Consider the following 16,842-nt stretch of genomic DNA (forward strand, 5'->3'; position numbering starts at 1 on the left):
GGATCGGACATTTAGGTTGGCCGGATTAGGCCTGGAGTTCGATTCACCGTCGGCAATATTATCGAAGCAGGAGTTATGTCATGAGTAAACTGTTAGACCGCTTTCGCTACTTTAAACAAAAGGGCGATACGTTTGCCGAGGGGCATGGGCAAGTAATGCACACCAACCGGGACTGGGAAGACAGCTATCGTCAGCGCTGGCAGTTCGACAAAATTGTGCGTTCTACCCACGGCGTTAACTGTACCGGCTCATGCAGCTGGAAGATCTACGTTAAAAACGGGCTGGTGACCTGGGAAACGCAGCAAACCGACTACCCACGTACCCGTCCTGACCTGCCAAATCATGAGCCCCGTGGCTGCCCACGCGGCGCCAGTTACTCGTGGTATCTCTATAGCGCTAACCGCCTGAAATATCCGCTGGTGCGTAAACGCTTAATCGAACTGTGGCGCGACGCCCTCTCCTGCCAGCCCGATCCGGTGCTGGCCTGGGAATCCATTATGAACGACCCGCAAAAATGCCAGAGCTACAAGCAGGTACGCGGGCGCGGTGGGTTTATCCGTTCGAACTGGAAAGAGCTTAATCAGCTGATTGCTGCCGCCAACGTCTGGACGGTGAAAACCTACGGCCCGGATCGCGTGGTCGGTTTCTCCCCGATCCCGGCTATGTCGATGGTTTCCTATGCCGCCGGCACACGCTATCTTTCGCTAATCGGCGGAACCTGTCTGAGTTTCTATGACTGGTACTGCGACTTACCGCCCGCGTCACCGATGACCTGGGGCGAGCAGACCGACGTTCCTGAATCCGCCGACTGGTATAACTCCAGCTATATCATCGCCTGGGGCTCTAACGTGCCGCAGACCCGTACCCCGGATGCGCACTTTTTCACAGAAGTACGCTACAAAGGCACCAAGACGATTGCCATTACGCCGGATTACTCGGAAGTCGCCAAACTGTGCGATCAGTGGCTGGCCCCTAAACAAGGGACAGACAGCGCGCTGGCAATGGCGATGGGCCACGTCATTCTGAAAGAGTTCCACCTCGACAATCCCAGCGATTATTTCCTCAATTACTGTCGCCGCTATACCGACATGCCGATGCTGGTTTTACTGGATGCCCGGGAAGATGGCAGCTACGTGCCTGGACGTATGATGCGCGCCTCAGACCTTGTCGATGGTCTCGGCGAAAGCAACAATCCAGAGTGGAAAACCGTGGCCTTTAACAGTGAAGGTGAGCTGGTCGTGCCGAACGGCTCCATCGGCTTTCGCTGGGGTGAAACAGGCAAATGGAACCTCGAGTCGTTGGCCGCTGGGGCAGAAACAGAACTTTCCCTCTCGTTGCTGGGTCAGCATGATGAAGTGGCTGGGGTAGCATTCCCCTACTTTGGCGGCAACGAAAACCCACATTTTCGCAGTGTAAAACAAGAACCAGTGCTGATCCGTCAACTGCCGGTAAAACATCTTACCCTCGCTGACGGTAGCCGTTGCCCGGTAGTGAGCGTCTATGATCTGGTGCTGGCGAATTATGGCCTCGATCGTGGTCTGGATGACGTTCATAGCGCACAAGATTACAGCGAAGTGAAAGCCTACACCCCGGCCTGGGGCGAGCAAATTACCGGTGTGCCACGCCGTCATATCGAACAGATCGCCCGTGAGTTTGCCGATACGGCGCACAAAACGCATGGCCGTTCGATGATCATTCTCGGGGCTGGCGTCAACCACTGGTATCACATGGATATGAACTACCGTGGGATGATTAATATCCTGGTGTTCTGTGGTTGTGTGGGACAAAGCGGCGGCGGCTGGGCGCACTATGTGGGTCAGGAGAAATTACGACCGCAAACCGGTTGGTTGCCGCTGGCCTTTGCGCTTGACTGGAACCGACCACCGCGTCAGATGAACAGCACTTCGTTTTTCTATAACCACTCCAGCCAGTGGCGTTATGAAAAACTCACCGCGCAGGAACTCCTCTCTCCGCTGGCCGACGCGTCGAAGTTTAGCGGACATTTGATTGACTTTAACGTGCGGGCTGAAAGGATGGGCTGGCTGCCGTCTGCGCCGCAGCTTAACCTCAACCCTTTGACTGTTAAAGCAAAAGCCGAACAAGCAGGGCTATCTCCTGCGCAATACACCGCACAGGCGCTGAAGTCAGGTGATATTCGTTTTGCCTGCGAACAGCCAGATAACGGCAAAAACCATCCGCGCAACCTCTTCGTCTGGCGCTCTAACCTGCTCGGCTCCTCCGGTAAAGGGCATGAATACATGCTCAAATATTTGCTGGGTACCGAAAGCGGGATCCAGGGGGAAGCGCTCGGTTCAAGCGAGGGTATTAAACCTGAAGAGGTTGAATGGCAGTCGGCGGCGATAGAGGGCAAGCTCGATCTGCTGGTCACGCTCGATTTCCGCATGTCCAGTACCTGTTTGTTCTCCGATATCGTTCTGCCAACCGCTACCTGGTATGAAAAAGACGATATGAATACCTCGGATATGCATCCGTTTATTCACCCGTTGTCTGCGGCGGTTGACCCGGCATGGGAATCGAAGAGCGACTGGGAAATTTATAAAGGCATCGCCAAAGTGTTCTCGGAGGTTTGCGTCGGACACCTTGGACAAGAAACGGATGTGGTATTGCAACCGCTGCAACACGACTCTCCGGCAGAGCTGGCGCAGCCGTTTGACATTCAGGACTGGCGCAAAGGCGAATGCGATCTCCTCCCGGGCAAAACGGCACCGAATATCGCCGTTGTGGAGCGTGACTACCCCGCCACCTACGAACGCTTTACTTCACTTGGCCCGCTCATGGACAAACTCGGTAACGGCGGGAAAGGTATTGCGTGGAATACCCAGGCGGAAGTCGATTTCCTCGGCAAGCTGAACTACACCAAGCGCGAAGGCCCGGCAAAAGGCCGCCCGCTGATTGACACCGCGCTGGATGCCTCTGAGGTGATCCTTGCCCTGGCACCGGAAACAAATGGTCAGGTGGCGGTGAAAGCCTGGGAAGCGCTGGGGGCGATGACCGGACGCGACCATACGCACCTGGCGTTGAACAAAGAAGACGAAAAGATCCGTTTTCGCGATATCCAGGCGCAGCCGCGCAAAATCATCTCCAGCCCCACCTGGTCCGGGTTGGAAAGTGAACATGTTTCCTATAACGCAGGCTATACCAACGTCCACGAGCTGATCCCATGGCGTACTCTGTCCGGTCGCCAGCAGCTGTATCAGGATCACGCGTGGATGCGAGCGTTCGGTGAAAGTCTGGTGGCGTATCGTCCACCTATCGATACCCGCAGCGTCAGTGAAATGCGCGAGGTTCCGCCTAACGGCTTCCCGGAAAAAGCGCTCAACTTCCTGACGCCGCACCAGAAATGGGGGATCCACTCCACCTATAGCGAAAACCTGTTGATGCTGACGCTGTCGCGCGGCGGACCGATTGTCTGGATCAGTGAAACCGATGCCAAAGAGCTGGGCATTGAGGATAACGACTGGATCGAAGCCTTCAACGCCAACGGTGCGCTCACCGCGCGTGCAGTGGTGAGTCAACGCGTGCCACCGGGAATGACCATGATGTATCACGCTCAGGAGCGAATCATGAATATCCCTGGCTCAGAAGTGACCGGGATGCGCGGCGGGATCCATAACTCGGTGACCCGCGTCTGCCCGAAACCCACGCACATGATAGGTGGCTATGCGCAGCTGGCATACAGCTTCAACTATTACGGTACGGTCGGCTCTAACCGCGATGAGTTCATCATGATTAGAAAAATGAAAAATATTAACTGGCTGGATGATGAAGGTCGCGATCAGGTACAGGAGGCGAAAAAATGAAAATACGCTCACAGGTAGGCATGGTTCTTAATCTGGATAAGTGCATCGGCTGCCACACCTGCTCCGTCACCTGTAAAAACGTCTGGACCGGGCGTGAAGGGATGGAATATGCGTGGTTTAACAACGTCGAGACTAAACCGGGGATTGGCTATCCAAAAAACTGGGAAGATCAGGAAGAGTGGCAAGGCGGCTGGGTTCGCGATGTTAACGGCAAGATAAGACCGCGTCTGGGCGGTAAGATGGGCGTCATCACCAAAATTTTCGCCAACCCGGTAATCCCGCAAATCGATGATTACTATGAGCCGTTTACGTACGATTATCAGCATCTGCATAGCGCGCCGGAAAGCAAGAATCAGCCCACCGCGCGTCCGCGTTCGCTGATCGATGGTAAGCGGATGGACAAGATTATCTGGGGTCCAAACTGGGAAGAACTGCTTGGCGGCGAATTTTCAAAACGTGCCCGCGACCGTAACTTCGAGAAGATGCAAAAGGAGATGTACGGCCAGTTCGAAAACACTTTCATGATGTATTTGCCGCGACTTTGTGAACACTGCCTGAACCCAAGCTGTGTCGCCACCTGCCCGAGCGGTGCCATCTATAAGCGTGAAGAAGACGGCATTGTGCTGATCGACCAGGACAAATGTCGCGGCTGGCGCTTGTGTATCAGCGGCTGTCCGTACAAGAAAATCTATTTTAACTGGAAGAGCGGTAAGTCAGAGAAGTGCATTTTCTGTTACCCGCGTATTGAGTCCGGCCAGCCGACGGTATGTTCGGAAACCTGCGTTGGACGTATCCGTTATCTCGGCGTATTGCTGTACGACGCCGACCGCATCGAAGAAGCGGCCAGCACCGAGCATGAGACCGATCTTTATGAGCGTCAGTGCGATGTATTCCTCAATCCGCACGATCCGGCGGTTATTGAAGAGGCGTTAAAACAAGGTATTCCGCACAACGTCATCGAAGCGGCCCAACGTTCGCCAGTCTACAAAATGGCGATGGACTGGAAGCTAGCGCTGCCGCTGCACCCGGAATATCGCACCCTGCCGATGGTCTGGTATGTACCGCCATTGTCACCGATTCAGTCGGTCGCCGACGCGGGCGGACTGCCGCACAATGGCAACATTTTGCCGGCGGTTGAGTCGCTGCGAATTCCGGTTCAGTACCTCGCCAACATGCTCAGTGCGGGTGATACCGGTCCGGTGCTGCGCGCGCTGAAACGTATGATGGCCATGCGCCACTATATGCGTGCGCAAACAGTGGAAGGCGTGACGGACACCCGCGCGATTGAGGAAGTAGGTTTGACCGTTGAGCAGGTTGAAGAGATGTATCGCTATCTGGCCATCGCCAACTATGAGGACCGCTTTGTGATCCCGACCAGCCACCGTGAAATGGCGCGCGATGCCTTCCCGGAGAAAAACGGCTGCGGATTTACTTTCGGTGACGGCTGCCATGGCTCAGATACCAAATTCAACCTGTTTAACAGTAGCCGTATTGATGCCATCGACATCACCGAAGTGCGCGATAAAGCGGAGGGTGAATAATGCAAATCCTGAAGGTTATCGGCCTGCTGATGGAATATCCCGACGAGCTGCTGTGGGAGTGTAAAGACGACGCGCTGGCGCTTGTGGCCAGCGATGCCCCCATGCTTACCGAATTTAGCCAGGGATTGCTCAATGCGCCACTGCTGGATAAACAAGCGGAATGGTGCGAAATCTTTGACCGGGGCCGGGCCACCTCACTGTTGCTATTCGAACATGTCCATGCCGAGTCACGTGACCGCGGTCAGGCGATGGTTGATCTACTGGCGCAGTATGAAAAGGTCGGACTACAGCTCGACTGCCGCGAACTACCGGATCATCTGCCATTGTATCTGGAGTATTTGAGCGTGTTGCCGGAGGACCAGGCCAAAGAAGGACTGCAGAACGTTGCCCCGATTCTGGCTTTGCTGGGCGGGCGCTTAAAACAGCGCGATACGCCGTGGTATCAACTGTTTGACGCCCTGCTGCTGCTTGCCGGAAGCCCTCTTTCAAGTGACAGTGTCACTAAGCAGGTTGGTGCTGAAACCCGCGATGATACCCGTCAGGCGCTGGATGCGGTGTGGGAAGAGGAACAGGTGAAGTTTATCGAGGATAACGCCACCGCCTGCGACAGTTCACCGTTACAAAACTATCAACGACGCTTTAGCCAGGACGTGGCGCCGCAGTATGTCGACGTCAGCGCGGGAGGCCCGAAATGATACAGTACCTGAACGTCTTTTTTTACGATATCTACCCGTACCTGTGCGGTACGGTGTTTATCCTCGGCAGTTGGCTACGCTATGACTACGGGCAATACACCTGGCGCGCCTCTTCCAGCCAGATGCTGGACAAACGCGGCATGGTGCTGTGGTCAAACCTGTTCCACATCGGCATTCTGGGGATCTTTTTCGGTCACCTGTTCGGCATGCTAACGCCGCACTGGATGTATGCCTGGTTCCTGCCGATTGCGGTGAAACAACAGATGGCGATGATTGCCGGTGGGCTTTGTGGCGTACTGACGCTGGTTGGTGGCGCAGGTTTGCTGGTGCGGCGTCTGACCAACCCGCGCATTCGTGCAACGTCTTCCACCGCTGATATTCTGATCCTTTGCGTTCTGCTGATTCAGTGTATCCTCGGCTTAACCACCATCCCGTTCTCCGCACAGCATCCTGACGGCAGTGAAATGCTGAAACTGGTTGGTTGGGCGCAGTCAGTGGTGACTTTCCAGGGCGGCGCATCTGCACATCTGGATGGTGTGGCGTTGATTTTCCGTGTGCACTTGGTTCTGGGGATGACTATCTTCCTGCTATTCCCGTTCACCCGTCTGGTCCACGTATGGAGTGCGCCGTTTGAGTACTTCACTCGCCGCTATCAGATAGTGCGTTCCCGCCGATAATTGAACTCTGATGCCCGGTAGCGCTTGCGCTTACCGGGCCTGCATCGCTATCCCGCTTTTTGTACGTTATGATGCTTCTCCATTTCAGGGAGAACACTAATGAAACCACAGGTTTACCACGTCGATGCCTTTACCCCGGTCCCTTTTCGCGGCAACTCAGCAGGTGTGGTTTTACATGCTGATGGACTGAGTGACGCGCAGATGCAGCTCATCGCTCGCGAGCTGCGTCATTCAGAAACCGCATTTCTGCTGACCAGTGACGACAGCGATGTTCGCATCCGCTATTTCACCCCGACGGTCGAAGTTCCTATCTGTGGGCATGCTACCGTCGCCGCGCATTATGTACGGGCCAGGGTGCTGGGTCTGGGTAACTGCACGGTCTGGCAAACCTCGCTGGCCGGTCGTCATCGCGTGGATATTGACGCTACCGGGAACGACTATCGCATTAGTCTTGAGCAAGGCCAACCTGGATTTGAACCTCCGCTGGAGGGCGCTGTTCGTACTGCGATTATCGATGCGCTGCACCTGAGCGAAGGCGATATGCTGACAGGATTACCGATTCAGGTTGCCACCACCGGGCATTCAAAAGTGATGATTCCACTGAAACCCGAGGTGGATCTCGACGCCCTTTCCCCTGATTTACCGGCTTTGACCACCATCAGCCAGCAAATTGGCTGTAACGGCTTTTTCCCTTTTCAAATCCGCGAGGGCGAAAACGCCACTGATGGCCGCATGTTTTCACCTGCTATTGGTATTGTGGAAGACCCGGTTACCGGCAATGCCAACGGTCCAATGGGCGCGTGGCTGGTCCACCATGGGCTGATGGCGCATGATGGGAAAACGTTACGTGTTCAGGGGCATCAGGGCCGTGCGCTCGGGCGCGACGGGATTGTTGATGTGACGGTAACTATCCGTGAAAACCAGCCGGAAAAAGTCACCATTACCGGTTCGGCGGTGATCCTGTTTCACGCAGAATGGGCGATAGATTTTTAATTGTTCCCGTAGGCCGGATAAGGCGATGACGCCGCATCCGGCATTAATTCCGATGCCCCTATTTCCCCGCCTCCGGATGCGTATCAAACGCCGCCATTACCGTCGCTAACTCATCTTCGGTAAATCCATGCTTCACGTCATCCACACCCAGTCCAAATCGTTCTTGCAACAACGCATACAAACTGGCGACGTCAGGCAAATTAATCTGCTCTACCGCATGTCCATCCTGATAATGGGTAAAGTGAAAATTGGTTAACGTTAATTTCCCGCCGTCGGGCAGATGACGGCACATCAGCAGATGATGGCGAAAATGTGATTGCGGCCAGTGTGCGGACCAGAAGTTGCCCATCAGATAATCGCTCTGATGCTGCACGACCAGGTCGAAATGGTACATTGATTGCCAATGTTCATGATGACGGAACTGCAGGATCCAATCTTCACCGTCCTGAATCAGGCGATATTCACCGTGTGGCGTCTTCTGCTCAATGTTAGCCTGCAGACGAATCGGCGCCGTCAACGTTTGCCCGCCGAAGCCAACGTCGGCAATCCACTGTTCACTATGTAATTCAATCAGCAACAAACGATGCGTGCGCGGCGGCAGACTTGACGGATTTGCCAGTACTACGCGACCGAGAAGGCTACGTACGTTAAAACCGATTTCGCGTAACGCGCGCTCAAACACGCCGTTCTGTTCAAAGCAATAACCGCCACGACGCGCCGTGACCAGCTTCTCTTCCAGCGACAAATCGTCAAGCTGCATCTCTCTTGGCAGTAATACATCCAGGTTTTCAAATGGAATTGCGCTGTTGTGCAGTAGATGTAGCGCTTGCAAGGTTTCAAGGTTGACGTTGGCCGAACCTGACCAGCCAATACGGGCAAAATAAGCGGTTAAAAAAGGCGTCATACGGAGTTCCTGTTCGATTAATGCAGTACTTATAACGTATTTTCCGTTTTACGCTGTCGATTTTGTGCGTTGTTAATTCCTGTGAGGCGACAAAATCGCTAATACCGTTAATATCTATGTTTATTGTGGTGTGTTATCTCTCAGCCAAGGAGCATCCATGAGCCATTTTCGTCCGATCGAATTAAAACATGCCAGCCGGCTACTCAATCATGGCCCAACGATATTGATAACCAGCCGGGATGAGCATACCGAGCGGCGAAATGTGATGGCTGCGGCATGGTCAATGCCCGTGGAATTTGAGCCGCCGCGGATAGCAATTGTTGTTGATAAGACCGCCTGGTCGCGCGAACTCATTGAACGTAGCGGTAAATTCGGCATCGTTATTCCGGGTATCGCCGCCGTCAACTGGACCTGGGCCGTAGGCAGCGTTTCCGGTCGCGTGGAAGATAAATTCAACTGTTACGGCATTCCCGTGGTGCAAGGACCCGTGCTAGGTTTACCGCTGATAGAAGCGAAATGCCTGGCCTGGATGGAGTGTCGCCTGTTGCCAGCCACGGCGGCACAGGAAAAGTATGACACCCTGTTTGGGGAAGTGGTCTCTGCCGCCGCTGATGAGCGAGCCTTCGTGGAAGGACGCTGGCAGTTTGATGATGGCAAGCTCAATACTCTGCATCACCTTGGGGCCGGAACGTTTGTCTCCAGCGGGAAACTTATTACTGCGGGTGAATGATAGTATGCTAACGGATGGCGACTCTGCTCTGTCATCCGCAACTTTTTTTCTTAAAACTTATGAAAAACCAGTTAGATAAGTTACTCGCCCTTCCTTGCTGAATCATTTATGTGAATTATAGTTAATCTTGCACTAACGCAAATACCTAATCAAAACGCTATCCGTCAAAGCAGCATCCCCCAACTGTACTTTTGAAGTGTCAGAGAGGTTTTACGATGCAACTTAATAGAATCGCACAAAGTTTTATACTTGCTGGGTTACTCACATCGTTTTCTGTTCCCCTTATGGCGGCTGAAGCCCCCAAAGACGCTACAGCCGCCACGCAACAAGCCAACAACGCGCTTTACAATCAACTGCCCTTCTCCGATAACACCGACTTTACCGACGCCCACAAAGGCTTTATCGCTCCACTCCCGCAGGAAGTGATCAAAGGCGAACAGGGAAATGTTATCTGGAATCCGCAGCAATACGCGTTTATCAAAGAAGGCGATAAAGCCCCGGATACTGTAAACCCGAGCCTGTGGCGTCAATCTCAGTTGATCAACATCAGCGGGCTGTTTGAAGTAACGGATGGTGTTTACCAGATTCGTAACCTCGATCTTTCGAACATGACCATCATTGAAGGGAAAGAAGGCATCACCGTTGTTGACCCGCTGGTCTCGGCAGAAACGGCCAAAGTCGGAATGGATCTTTACTTTAAAAACCGCGGTCAAAAACCGGTTGTCGCGGTAATTTATACCCACAGCCACGTTGACCATTACGGCGGCGTACGCGGTGTTGTCGATGAAGCCGACGTTAAAGCAGGCAAAGTGAAAGTTTATGCGCCAGCTGGCTTTATGGAGGCCGCGGTCGCTGAGAATATCATGGCCGGTAACGTCATGAGCCGCCGCGCGAGCTACATGTACGGCAACCTACTCAAACCTGATGCCAAAGGCCAGGTCGGCGCGGGACTGGGAACCACGACCTCCGCGGGAACCGTTACCCTGATTGCGCCAACAAACATCATAGAGAAAGATGGACAAAAAGAGGTCATCGACGGCCTGACCTATGACTTCATGCTGGCCCCGGGTTCCGAAGCGCCGTCGGAAATGCTGTGGTACATCGAAGAGAAGAAACTGATTGAATCCGCAGAAGATGTTACCCACACCCTGCACAACACCTACTCCCTGCGCGGAGCCAAAATTCGTGAGCCGCTGCCGTGGTCCAAATACATCAACGAAGCGATTGTCCGCTGGGGTGATAAAGCAGAAGTGCTGATGGCGCAGCACCACTGGCCTACCTGGGGTAATGACAAGGTTGTAAGCCTGCTGAAAAGCCAGCGCGATTTGTACCGTTACATCAACGACCAGACGTTGCGCATGGCTAACGAAGGTCTGACCCGCGATGAGATCGCCGCAAACTTTAAGCTGCCGGACTCACTGGCCCACACCTGGGCTAACCGCGGTTACTATGGCTCCGTGAGCCATGATGTAAAAGCAACCTATGTGCTCTATCTTGGATGGTTTGACGGCAACCCGGCAACGCTGGATGAACTGCCGCCGGAAGAATCTGCGAAGAAATTTGTCGACTATATGGGCGGCGCTGACGCTATTTTGCAGAAAGCAAAAGCCGACTATGACCAGGGTAACTACCGTTGGGTAGCTCAGGTGGTGAACAAAGTGGTGTTTGCCGATCCGAATAACCAGGCCGCGCGTAATCTGGAAGCGGATGCGCTGGAGCAATTGGGGTATCAGGCTGAATCCGGCCCGTGGCGTAACTTCTATCTGACCGGGGCGCAAGAGCTGCGTAACGGCGTAGTCAAAGGCCCAACCCCGAATACCGCCAGCCCGGATACCGTTCGCGCCATGACGCCGGAAATGTTCTTCGATTATCTGGCGGTGCATATCAACGGACAAAAAGCGGGCGATGCGAAGTCGGTGTTTAACATCGACCTTGGCAGCGACGGTGGTAAATACAAACTTGAGCTGGAGAATGGCGTACTGAACCATACCGCCAATGCCGAAGCAAAAGACGCCGACGCCACCGTCACGCTGAATCGCGACACGCTGAACAAAATCATCCTCAAGGAAGTGACGCTAAAACAGGCGCAAGACAGCGGTGACGTGAAGATAACCGGTGACGGCACCAAGCTTGATGCCATGCTCGGCTATATGGATAAATTCGAATTCTGGTTCAACATCGTTACGCCATAAGCACAACGAAAACGGGCGGAAATCCGCCCGTTTTTTCTTACATACTGTAGCCAGGTTTTTTAATTAATCTCGCCATCTGCGGCACAATTTCCTTATCCCACACGGCCTGCCACGCCTCTGGCTCAACTTCATTGAGCGCCACGCTGACTGAACTGTCTTTGCTTTGCAAATGACGAATAATAACCTCGGTAATATCCGCCGCCAGGGCGGTTTTCTGTTCGTCGGTAAGAGCGCGAGGAAAACATTTAATATCAACGTGCGGCATAGCAGATTCCTTATTGTTTTGGTCAGAAAGTGTGTTTTCTCAAATAATCTTATTGCTTTTCAGTACGGTACGCAGCCTCGGATGCTGACAAACCGCATCGGCGATGGCGCTAATATTCGGCGTGTTGTCCTGAAACCAGTCATGCCCTGGTCCCCAGGTGCGCATAACGGCAATGTAAATGTCCAGCAGTGTTAGCTGATCCCCCAATGCGTACGGCTCGGCGCTTAGCTGGTTGTTCAGCCACATATAGAGGGATTTACGGTACTCAATACAGTTCTTTTTCAACTGCGCCGGGGCGTCCGGTACCCATCGGTCAGGATAATCGGCATAGGTAAACGTGGGATAGACATTTGCCACCAACCATATCAGCAGACGCTGAAACTGCTGGCGTTCGGCGTGTCCAACGGGTGGTGAAAGTTCAGGGCGACGATCGAGGATCATCAGCGCGATCGCCGCCGTTTCCGTCATCACGCTGCCATTTTCCAGTACCAGCGTGGGCACCTGGCATAGCGGATTCATTGTTTTAAGCAACTCCCGCGAAGGACCATCGCTGTCAAAACCTTCCACATCAATAAAGCTGTAAGGGATCTCCGCCAGTGTGAGCATCACTTCACTGATGGCCGATCCCCAGCCCGGTACCCCATAGACCTTAATCATGCTGCAACCCCCAACGTTAAAACACTAAGTGTAGAGCAGCATTCAACAACCTATGCAGGCATGATTATTACTTTCATAATAACAATGGTCGAATACCGGGGGAGAATAAGCAATGCGTTCCAGTATGTTTGAATATATGACCATTTTTATACAGGTTGTTGAGCAAGGTGGATTTGCCAGAGCCGCAGATGTGTTACACCTGCACCGCCCTGCGGTCACCAAAGCTATCCAACATCTTGAAGACGACCTGGGGGCAAAGTTGCTTAACCGCACGACTCGTAAAGTGAGTCTGACAGAAGAAGGTGATGCTTTTTACCAACGCACAAAAATACTGCTCAGTGACGTTGATGACATCATGGCTTCTTTCTCGCCAACTCGCCCGCCACGCGGAAAACTCAGGGTTAATGCACCTCTGTCGCTGGCGCACTCCGTGTTAGTTCCTGCGCTGAAAGATTTCCAGTCTCGGTATCCTGACATCGAGATGGTGCTCACCTCCACCGACCGTAGAATCGATATGCTTGCCGAAGGTATCGACTGCATGATCCGTATCGGCGAGTTACAAGACTCTTCCCTGATATCCAGGCGACTCGGTGAAGTAAAGATGGTGACCTGTGCGTCACCGGATTATTTGCAACAACATGGCGTACCGCAGACGCCAGAGGATTTATCCCGACACCAGGCACTTAACTTTTTCAGCGAGCGTCACCGCGAAGCGCTGGAGTGGACCTTCGTCAATAAAGGTAAAACCGAATCGTTCACCCCCGCAGGGCGGATAAGCGTTGATAACTCCGATATTCTGTTGACCGGCTGCTTATCTGGACTCGGCATTATACGTGGCGTTCATGCTGTCCTTGCCCCCTATCTTCAGTCAGGCCAGCTTGTTGAGGTGCTGGCCGATTATACCGGAGAATCAAAACCAGTTTCGGTGCTTTACCCGGACAGACGTCATCTCGCCCCTCGGGTTCGGGTATTCATTGACTGGTTATGCGAACTTTTTAGCCAACAAAAACCACGGCTTCAGGGATTATTACAAAATAAGTAATAGTGAAGTTCCGCAACAGCGGTTTTTCACTCTCATCTGAGTCGTTAAATTGTGCAGACCCAATACAGAACAATTTACTGAGGTCTGCTATGTCTAAGGTCGTAGTTTTTAATCAAATTGGTGGCGCTGAAGTCCTGAAGATTCAGGAGATGCAGGTTTGCGCGCCTGATGCAAATGAGGTTCAGATCCGCGTGCGGGCTATTGGTATCAACCGTGCGGAAGTTATGTACCGCACCGGACAGTATATTTACCAACCCAATTTCCCGGCGCGACTGGGTTATGAAGCAGCCGGAATCATTGAATCAGTGGGAGACAACGTACGTGAGTTTGCACCTGGCGATTACGTTAGCGTCATCCCGGCATTCAGCTTTCATCAATATGGAATGTATGGTGAAGTCGTTAATGCCCCCGCTCACGCGGTCGTAAAGCATCCACAAAACCTAAGCTTTACCGAGGCTGCTGCCAGCTGGATGATGTATGTGACAGCTTTCGGTGCGCTGGTTGAATATGCGGATATTAAGCCCGGTGATAACGTGCTGATCAATGCTGCTTCCAGCAGCGTCGGACTGGCGGCAATTCAGATTGCTAATATGCGGGGAGCAAAACCGATTGCGATGACACGGACCAGTGAGAAACGTGATCAGCTGCTGCAACTGGGCGCGGCAGAGGTTATTGCAAGCCAGGAGCAGGATCTGGTGACCGAGATTCAGCGGATTACTGAGGGTAAAGGAACCCGCGTGGTGTTCGATCCGGTCGGTGGCCCAGCGGTGGCAAGAATTGCCCAAGTGATGCCAGCCGGTGGGATCTTTTTCCAGTATGGTTCACTTGATTCACGTGACCTTTCTATCCCGGTCATTGAGATACTCGGTCGCCATCTGACCTTCCGCGGCTATGAGATTTTCGAAATCACCACGGACGCAGAAAAACTTGCGCGGGCGAAACGGTTTATCTTTGAAGGATTGCAGTCTGGCCAGCTCAAGCCGCTGATTGATAAAACCTTTGCCTTTGATGATATCGTCGAGGCACATCAATACATGGAAGCCAACGGCCAGGTAGGCAAAATCGTCGTCACTGTATAACCCCTGTGCGGCACAGCCTTGTGCCGCAATATGTCTCAAAGCACTTTCGACAAAAACTGCTGAGTGCGCGTGTGGCGTGGATGATTCAGCACCTGCTCGCTGCTGCCCTGCTCGACGATTTTGCCATCGACCATGAACACCACCTGATCCGCCACTTCCCGGGCGAAGCCAATCTCGTGTGTTACCACAACCAGCGTGGTTCCTGACTTCGCCAGCGCTTTAATGACATCCAGTACTTCACCGACCAGTTCAGGATCCAGTGCAGATGTAGGCTCATCAAACAGCATGACGCGTGGATTTAGCGCCAGCGCACGGGCAATAGCGATACGCTGCTGCTGACCTCCGGATAAGTGACGCGACCAGGCATCGGCTTTATTCCGTAAACCTACCGCATCAAGCAGAGTTAATGCCCGCTCGGTGGCGGCTTTACGCGTTGCCAGTCCATGCGCAATGGGCGCTTCAATCAGATTCTCCAGAACCGTTAAGTGCGGGAACAGATTAAAGTTCTGGAACACATAGCCGACGTTAACGCGCTGGCGCAAAATTTCCGCCTCTTTCAGCTCATACAGCTTGTCTCCCTGCCGACGATAGCCAATGTAATCGCCATCGATTTGAATAAACCCCTCATCGACGCGTTCCAGATGGTTGATGGTCCGCAGGAGTGTGGATTTCCCTGAACCGGACGGGCCAAGAATAACCGTTACCGTACCGGGAGGGATCTCCAGCGACACATTATCCAGCGCTTTGTGGCGACCAAAGTATTTGCTGACGCCGGTAATAGAAATATGACCTTCAGGCGAGTGGGACATGGACGGCCTCCTGCTGTGGACGTTGACGACTGCGTTTTTCTGCACGACTCACCCGGGCAGTATTAATGGCTGAACGTCGTTCGCTGCGCGCCAGCGCGCGTTCGACCAGGTGCTGAATTAGCGACAAAACGCTGGTGATCACCAGATACCATACCGCGCCCACCATCAGCAGCGGGATCACTTCCTGCGTGCGGTTATATATCATCTGGATGGTGTAGAACAGCTCCGGCATTGCCAGCACATATACCATCGCCGTCCCTTTCGCCAGGCTGATGATTTCATTGAATCCAGCAGGCAAAATGGTGCGCAGCGCCTGCGGCAGAATAATCCGCAGCGTACGTCGCCCTGCTGGTAAGCCCAGTGCTGCCGCTGCCTCGTACTGACCGTGATCGACCCCTAAAAATCCACCCCGAATAATTTCAGCGGTATAGGCGCTTTGCACCAGCGTCAGGCCAACCACCGCAGTGGAAAACTGACCGAGTACATTGATGGTCTCAAAACTTCCCCACTGAATGGGAGTGAACGGAATACCAATCGTCAACGTGTCGTACAGATAGGAGAAGTTGTACAAAACGATCAGCACCACAATCAGCGGTAACGAACGAAACTGCCAGATGTATCCCCATGCCAGACCGTTCAACAGCCAGGAAGATGAAAGCCGCGCCAACGCCAGCAGACCGCCGATGACAATACTCAACAGCGTCCCGATCAGCGTCAGTAACAGCGTTTGCCCGAGGCCGGACAAGATAACCGGATCAAAGAACCAGCGGGCAAACACGCTCCATTCCCAGCGCGGATTAAACGCCACGGACTGGAGAATTACCGCAAGGGCAAATAAGGCAATGACCGCACCTACGGTACGCATGGGATAACGTGCCGGTACGACTCTAATGCTATCTGTCGTTTTCATTTTCTCTCCTCAGGCGATTCTGGCCTGACCGGCAATAGTCAGCAGTTTGGTAAAGCGCAGCCGTCCATCAAACGGCGGCAGGCTGTACTCTTCGGGATCGCGCGTCGTATCAAATTGCGGATCGTAGCCCTGGCTTAAATAAAGTCTGACGGCCTCCGGCTGGCGAAATCCCGTGGTCAGATAAATCCGGCTGTAGCCTGCGAGCAGCGCTCTACGTTCCAGTTCCTGCACCACGCGCGCCGCCAGCCCCTGCTGACGCAGGCTGCTTTTTGTCCAGATACGCTTAATCTCGGCGGTGTCCTTGTCGTAAGGTTTGTAAGCCCCGGTGGCGATAATTTCGCCGCGGCGCTCCAGTACCACAAAAAGTCCCTGCGGCGCCAGATACCATTCGGTCAGTTCCACTTCAGCGTCGTGAGAAAAGTAATCGCCATAGCGGGCGGCATATTCACCGAACAGACCGTTCAAAATGGGCTGTAGCTCGCTGGCTTCCGGTGAGAGCACGCGAAATTGATCGCTCACGATGACCT

15 protein-coding genes are annotated in these 16,842 nt (G+C 53.5%); 9 read left to right on the top strand and 6 right to left on the bottom strand.

Annotation, left to right across the window (positions count from 1 at the left end; all coding sequences use genetic code 11):
• The first annotated feature begins 80 nt into the window (after positions 1 to 80).
• The 5 genes from OGX86_RS07675 to OGX86_RS07695 all read left to right on the top strand — a co-directional run bounded on the left by OGX86_RS07675 (position 81) and on the right by OGX86_RS07695 (position 7,727).
• Positions 81 to 3,821, top strand: coding sequence for a nitrate reductase subunit alpha (locus OGX86_RS07675; RefSeq protein ID WP_286639727.1), 3,741 nt, complete (start codon positions 81 to 83; stop codon positions 3,819 to 3,821).
• Positions 3,818 to 5,362: a nitrate reductase subunit beta gene (gene narH, locus OGX86_RS07680; protein ID WP_008784807.1), complete on the top strand. Its 1,545-nt coding sequence runs from the start codon at positions 3,818 to 3,820 to the stop codon at positions 5,360 to 5,362. The genes OGX86_RS07675 and narH overlap by 4 nt, the downstream gene beginning before the upstream one ends.
• Positions 5,362 to 6,057 carry a nitrate reductase molybdenum cofactor assembly chaperone gene (narW, locus tag OGX86_RS07685; protein WP_003833045.1) on the top strand — a complete coding sequence of 232 codons (696 nt, stop codon included), beginning with the start codon at positions 5,362 to 5,364 and terminating at the stop codon, positions 6,055 to 6,057. Before narH ends, narW begins: the two co-directional genes overlap by 1 nt.
• Positions 6,054 to 6,734, top strand: a complete 681-nt coding sequence (gene narI / locus OGX86_RS07690) for a respiratory nitrate reductase subunit gamma (RefSeq protein ID WP_003833047.1) — start codon at positions 6,054 to 6,056, stop codon at positions 6,732 to 6,734. Before narW ends, narI begins: the two co-directional genes overlap by 4 nt.
• 99 nt (positions 6,735 to 6,833) lie before the next feature.
• The gene (locus OGX86_RS07695) at positions 6,834 to 7,727 is read left to right on the top strand and encodes a PhzF family isomerase (RefSeq protein ID WP_128316907.1); all 894 of its coding nucleotides are present in this window, start codon (positions 6,834 to 6,836) and stop codon (positions 7,725 to 7,727) included.
• Positions 7,728 to 7,785: 58 nt separating this feature from the next.
• Here the strand turns inward: OGX86_RS07695 and nhoA are convergent, their stop codons facing one another.
• Positions 7,786 to 8,631, bottom strand: a complete 846-nt coding sequence (gene nhoA, locus OGX86_RS07700) for an N-hydroxyarylamine O-acetyltransferase (RefSeq protein ID WP_286639729.1) — start codon at positions 8,629 to 8,631, stop codon at positions 7,786 to 7,788.
• Between the two features lie 157 nt (positions 8,632 to 8,788).
• On the opposite strand from nhoA, the gene OGX86_RS07705 reads away from it, so the two are divergent.
• Together OGX86_RS07705 and OGX86_RS07710 are read left to right on the top strand one after the other, a co-directional pair.
• The gene (locus OGX86_RS07705; protein ID WP_286639731.1) at positions 8,789 to 9,361 is read left to right on the top strand and encodes a flavin reductase family protein; all 573 of its coding nucleotides are present in this window, start codon (positions 8,789 to 8,791) and stop codon (positions 9,359 to 9,361) included.
• Positions 9,362 to 9,576: 215 nt separating this feature from the next.
• The gene (locus OGX86_RS07710) at positions 9,577 to 11,553 is read left to right on the top strand and encodes an alkyl/aryl-sulfatase (RefSeq protein ID WP_286639733.1); all 1,977 of its coding nucleotides are present in this window, start codon (positions 9,577 to 9,579) and stop codon (positions 11,551 to 11,553) included.
• A gap of 37 nt (positions 11,554 to 11,590) precedes the next feature.
• On the opposite strand, the gene pptA is transcribed toward OGX86_RS07710, so the two are convergent.
• Positions 11,591 to 11,818, bottom strand: a complete 228-nt coding sequence (pptA, locus tag OGX86_RS07715; RefSeq protein WP_286639734.1) for a tautomerase PptA — start codon at positions 11,816 to 11,818, stop codon at positions 11,591 to 11,593.
• A 39-nt stretch (positions 11,819 to 11,857) separates the two neighbouring features.
• Positions 11,858 to 12,475, bottom strand: a complete 618-nt coding sequence (locus tag OGX86_RS07720; RefSeq protein ID WP_103014870.1) for a glutathione S-transferase family protein — start codon at positions 12,473 to 12,475, stop codon at positions 11,858 to 11,860.
• Positions 12,476 to 12,587: 112 nt separating this feature from the next.
• On the opposite strand from OGX86_RS07720, the gene OGX86_RS07725 reads away from it, so the two are divergent.
• Together OGX86_RS07725 and OGX86_RS07730 are read left to right on the top strand one after the other, a co-directional pair.
• Complete coding sequence (locus OGX86_RS07725; RefSeq protein ID WP_136391895.1) at positions 12,588 to 13,517, top strand: LysR family transcriptional regulator; 930 nt, start codon at positions 12,588 to 12,590, stop codon at positions 13,515 to 13,517.
• 89 nt (positions 13,518 to 13,606) lie between these two features.
• Complete coding sequence (locus OGX86_RS07730) at positions 13,607 to 14,596, top strand: zinc-dependent alcohol dehydrogenase family protein (protein ID WP_286639737.1); 990 nt, start codon at positions 13,607 to 13,609, stop codon at positions 14,594 to 14,596.
• A 35-nt stretch (positions 14,597 to 14,631) separates the two neighbouring features.
• Here the strand turns inward: OGX86_RS07730 and OGX86_RS07735 are convergent, their stop codons facing one another.
• Genes OGX86_RS07735 through OGX86_RS07745 form a run of 3 tightly spaced genes read right to left on the bottom strand, consistent with a single transcriptional unit; the run spans position 14,632 to position 16,834 of the window.
• Positions 14,632 to 15,405, bottom strand: coding sequence for an amino acid ABC transporter ATP-binding protein (locus OGX86_RS07735; protein WP_003020135.1), 774 nt, complete (start codon positions 15,403 to 15,405; stop codon positions 14,632 to 14,634).
• Positions 15,389 to 16,315, bottom strand: a complete 927-nt coding sequence (locus OGX86_RS07740; protein WP_286639739.1) for an amino acid ABC transporter permease — start codon at positions 16,313 to 16,315, stop codon at positions 15,389 to 15,391. Before OGX86_RS07740 ends, OGX86_RS07735 begins: the two co-directional genes overlap by 17 nt.
• A gap of 9 nt (positions 16,316 to 16,324) precedes the next feature.
• The gene (locus tag OGX86_RS07745; protein WP_286639741.1) at positions 16,325 to 16,834 is read right to left on the bottom strand and encodes a GNAT family N-acetyltransferase; all 510 of its coding nucleotides are present in this window, start codon (positions 16,832 to 16,834) and stop codon (positions 16,325 to 16,327) included.
• Positions 16,835 to 16,842 lie beyond the last annotated feature (8 nt).

It is taken from the genome of Citrobacter sp. Cpo040 (genome assembly GCF_030332915.1).
Taxonomy (GTDB): Bacteria; Pseudomonadota; Gammaproteobacteria; order Enterobacterales; family Enterobacteriaceae; genus Citrobacter; species Citrobacter portucalensis.

What these genes read in the sequence shown, in the direction of transcription:
- OGX86_RS07675 (WP_286639727.1), top strand. Translation starts at nt 81, where the DNA reads ATGAGTAAACTGTTAGACCGCTTTCGCTACTTTAAACAAAAGGGCGAT.
- narH (WP_008784807.1), top strand. Translation starts at nt 3,818, where the DNA reads ATGAAAATACGCTCACAGGTAGGCATGGTTCTTAATCTGGATAAGTGC.
- narW (WP_003833045.1), top strand. Translation starts at nt 5,362, where the DNA reads ATGCAAATCCTGAAGGTTATCGGCCTGCTGATGGAATATCCCGACGAG.
- narI (WP_003833047.1), top strand. Translation starts at nt 6,054, where the DNA reads ATGATACAGTACCTGAACGTCTTTTTTTACGATATCTACCCGTACCTG.
- OGX86_RS07695 (WP_128316907.1), top strand. Translation starts at nt 6,834, where the DNA reads ATGAAACCACAGGTTTACCACGTCGATGCCTTTACCCCGGTCCCTTTT.
- nhoA (WP_286639729.1), bottom strand. Translation starts at nt 8,631, where the DNA reads ATGACGCCTTTTTTAACCGCTTATTTTGCCCGTATTGGCTGGTCAGGT.
- OGX86_RS07705 (WP_286639731.1), top strand. Translation starts at nt 8,789, where the DNA reads ATGAGCCATTTTCGTCCGATCGAATTAAAACATGCCAGCCGGCTACTC.
- OGX86_RS07710 (WP_286639733.1), top strand. Translation starts at nt 9,577, where the DNA reads ATGCAACTTAATAGAATCGCACAAAGTTTTATACTTGCTGGGTTACTC.
- pptA (WP_286639734.1), bottom strand. Translation starts at nt 11,818, where the DNA reads ATGCCGCACGTTGATATTAAATGTTTTCCTCGCGCTCTTACCGACGAA.
- OGX86_RS07720 (WP_103014870.1), bottom strand. Translation starts at nt 12,475, where the DNA reads ATGATTAAGGTCTATGGGGTACCGGGCTGGGGATCGGCCATCAGTGAA.
- OGX86_RS07725 (WP_136391895.1), top strand. Translation starts at nt 12,588, where the DNA reads ATGCGTTCCAGTATGTTTGAATATATGACCATTTTTATACAGGTTGTT.
- OGX86_RS07730 (WP_286639737.1), top strand. Translation starts at nt 13,607, where the DNA reads ATGTCTAAGGTCGTAGTTTTTAATCAAATTGGTGGCGCTGAAGTCCTG.
- OGX86_RS07735 (WP_003020135.1), bottom strand. Translation starts at nt 15,405, where the DNA reads ATGTCCCACTCGCCTGAAGGTCATATTTCTATTACCGGCGTCAGCAAA.
- OGX86_RS07740 (WP_286639739.1), bottom strand. Translation starts at nt 16,315, where the DNA reads ATGAAAACGACAGATAGCATTAGAGTCGTACCGGCACGTTATCCCATG.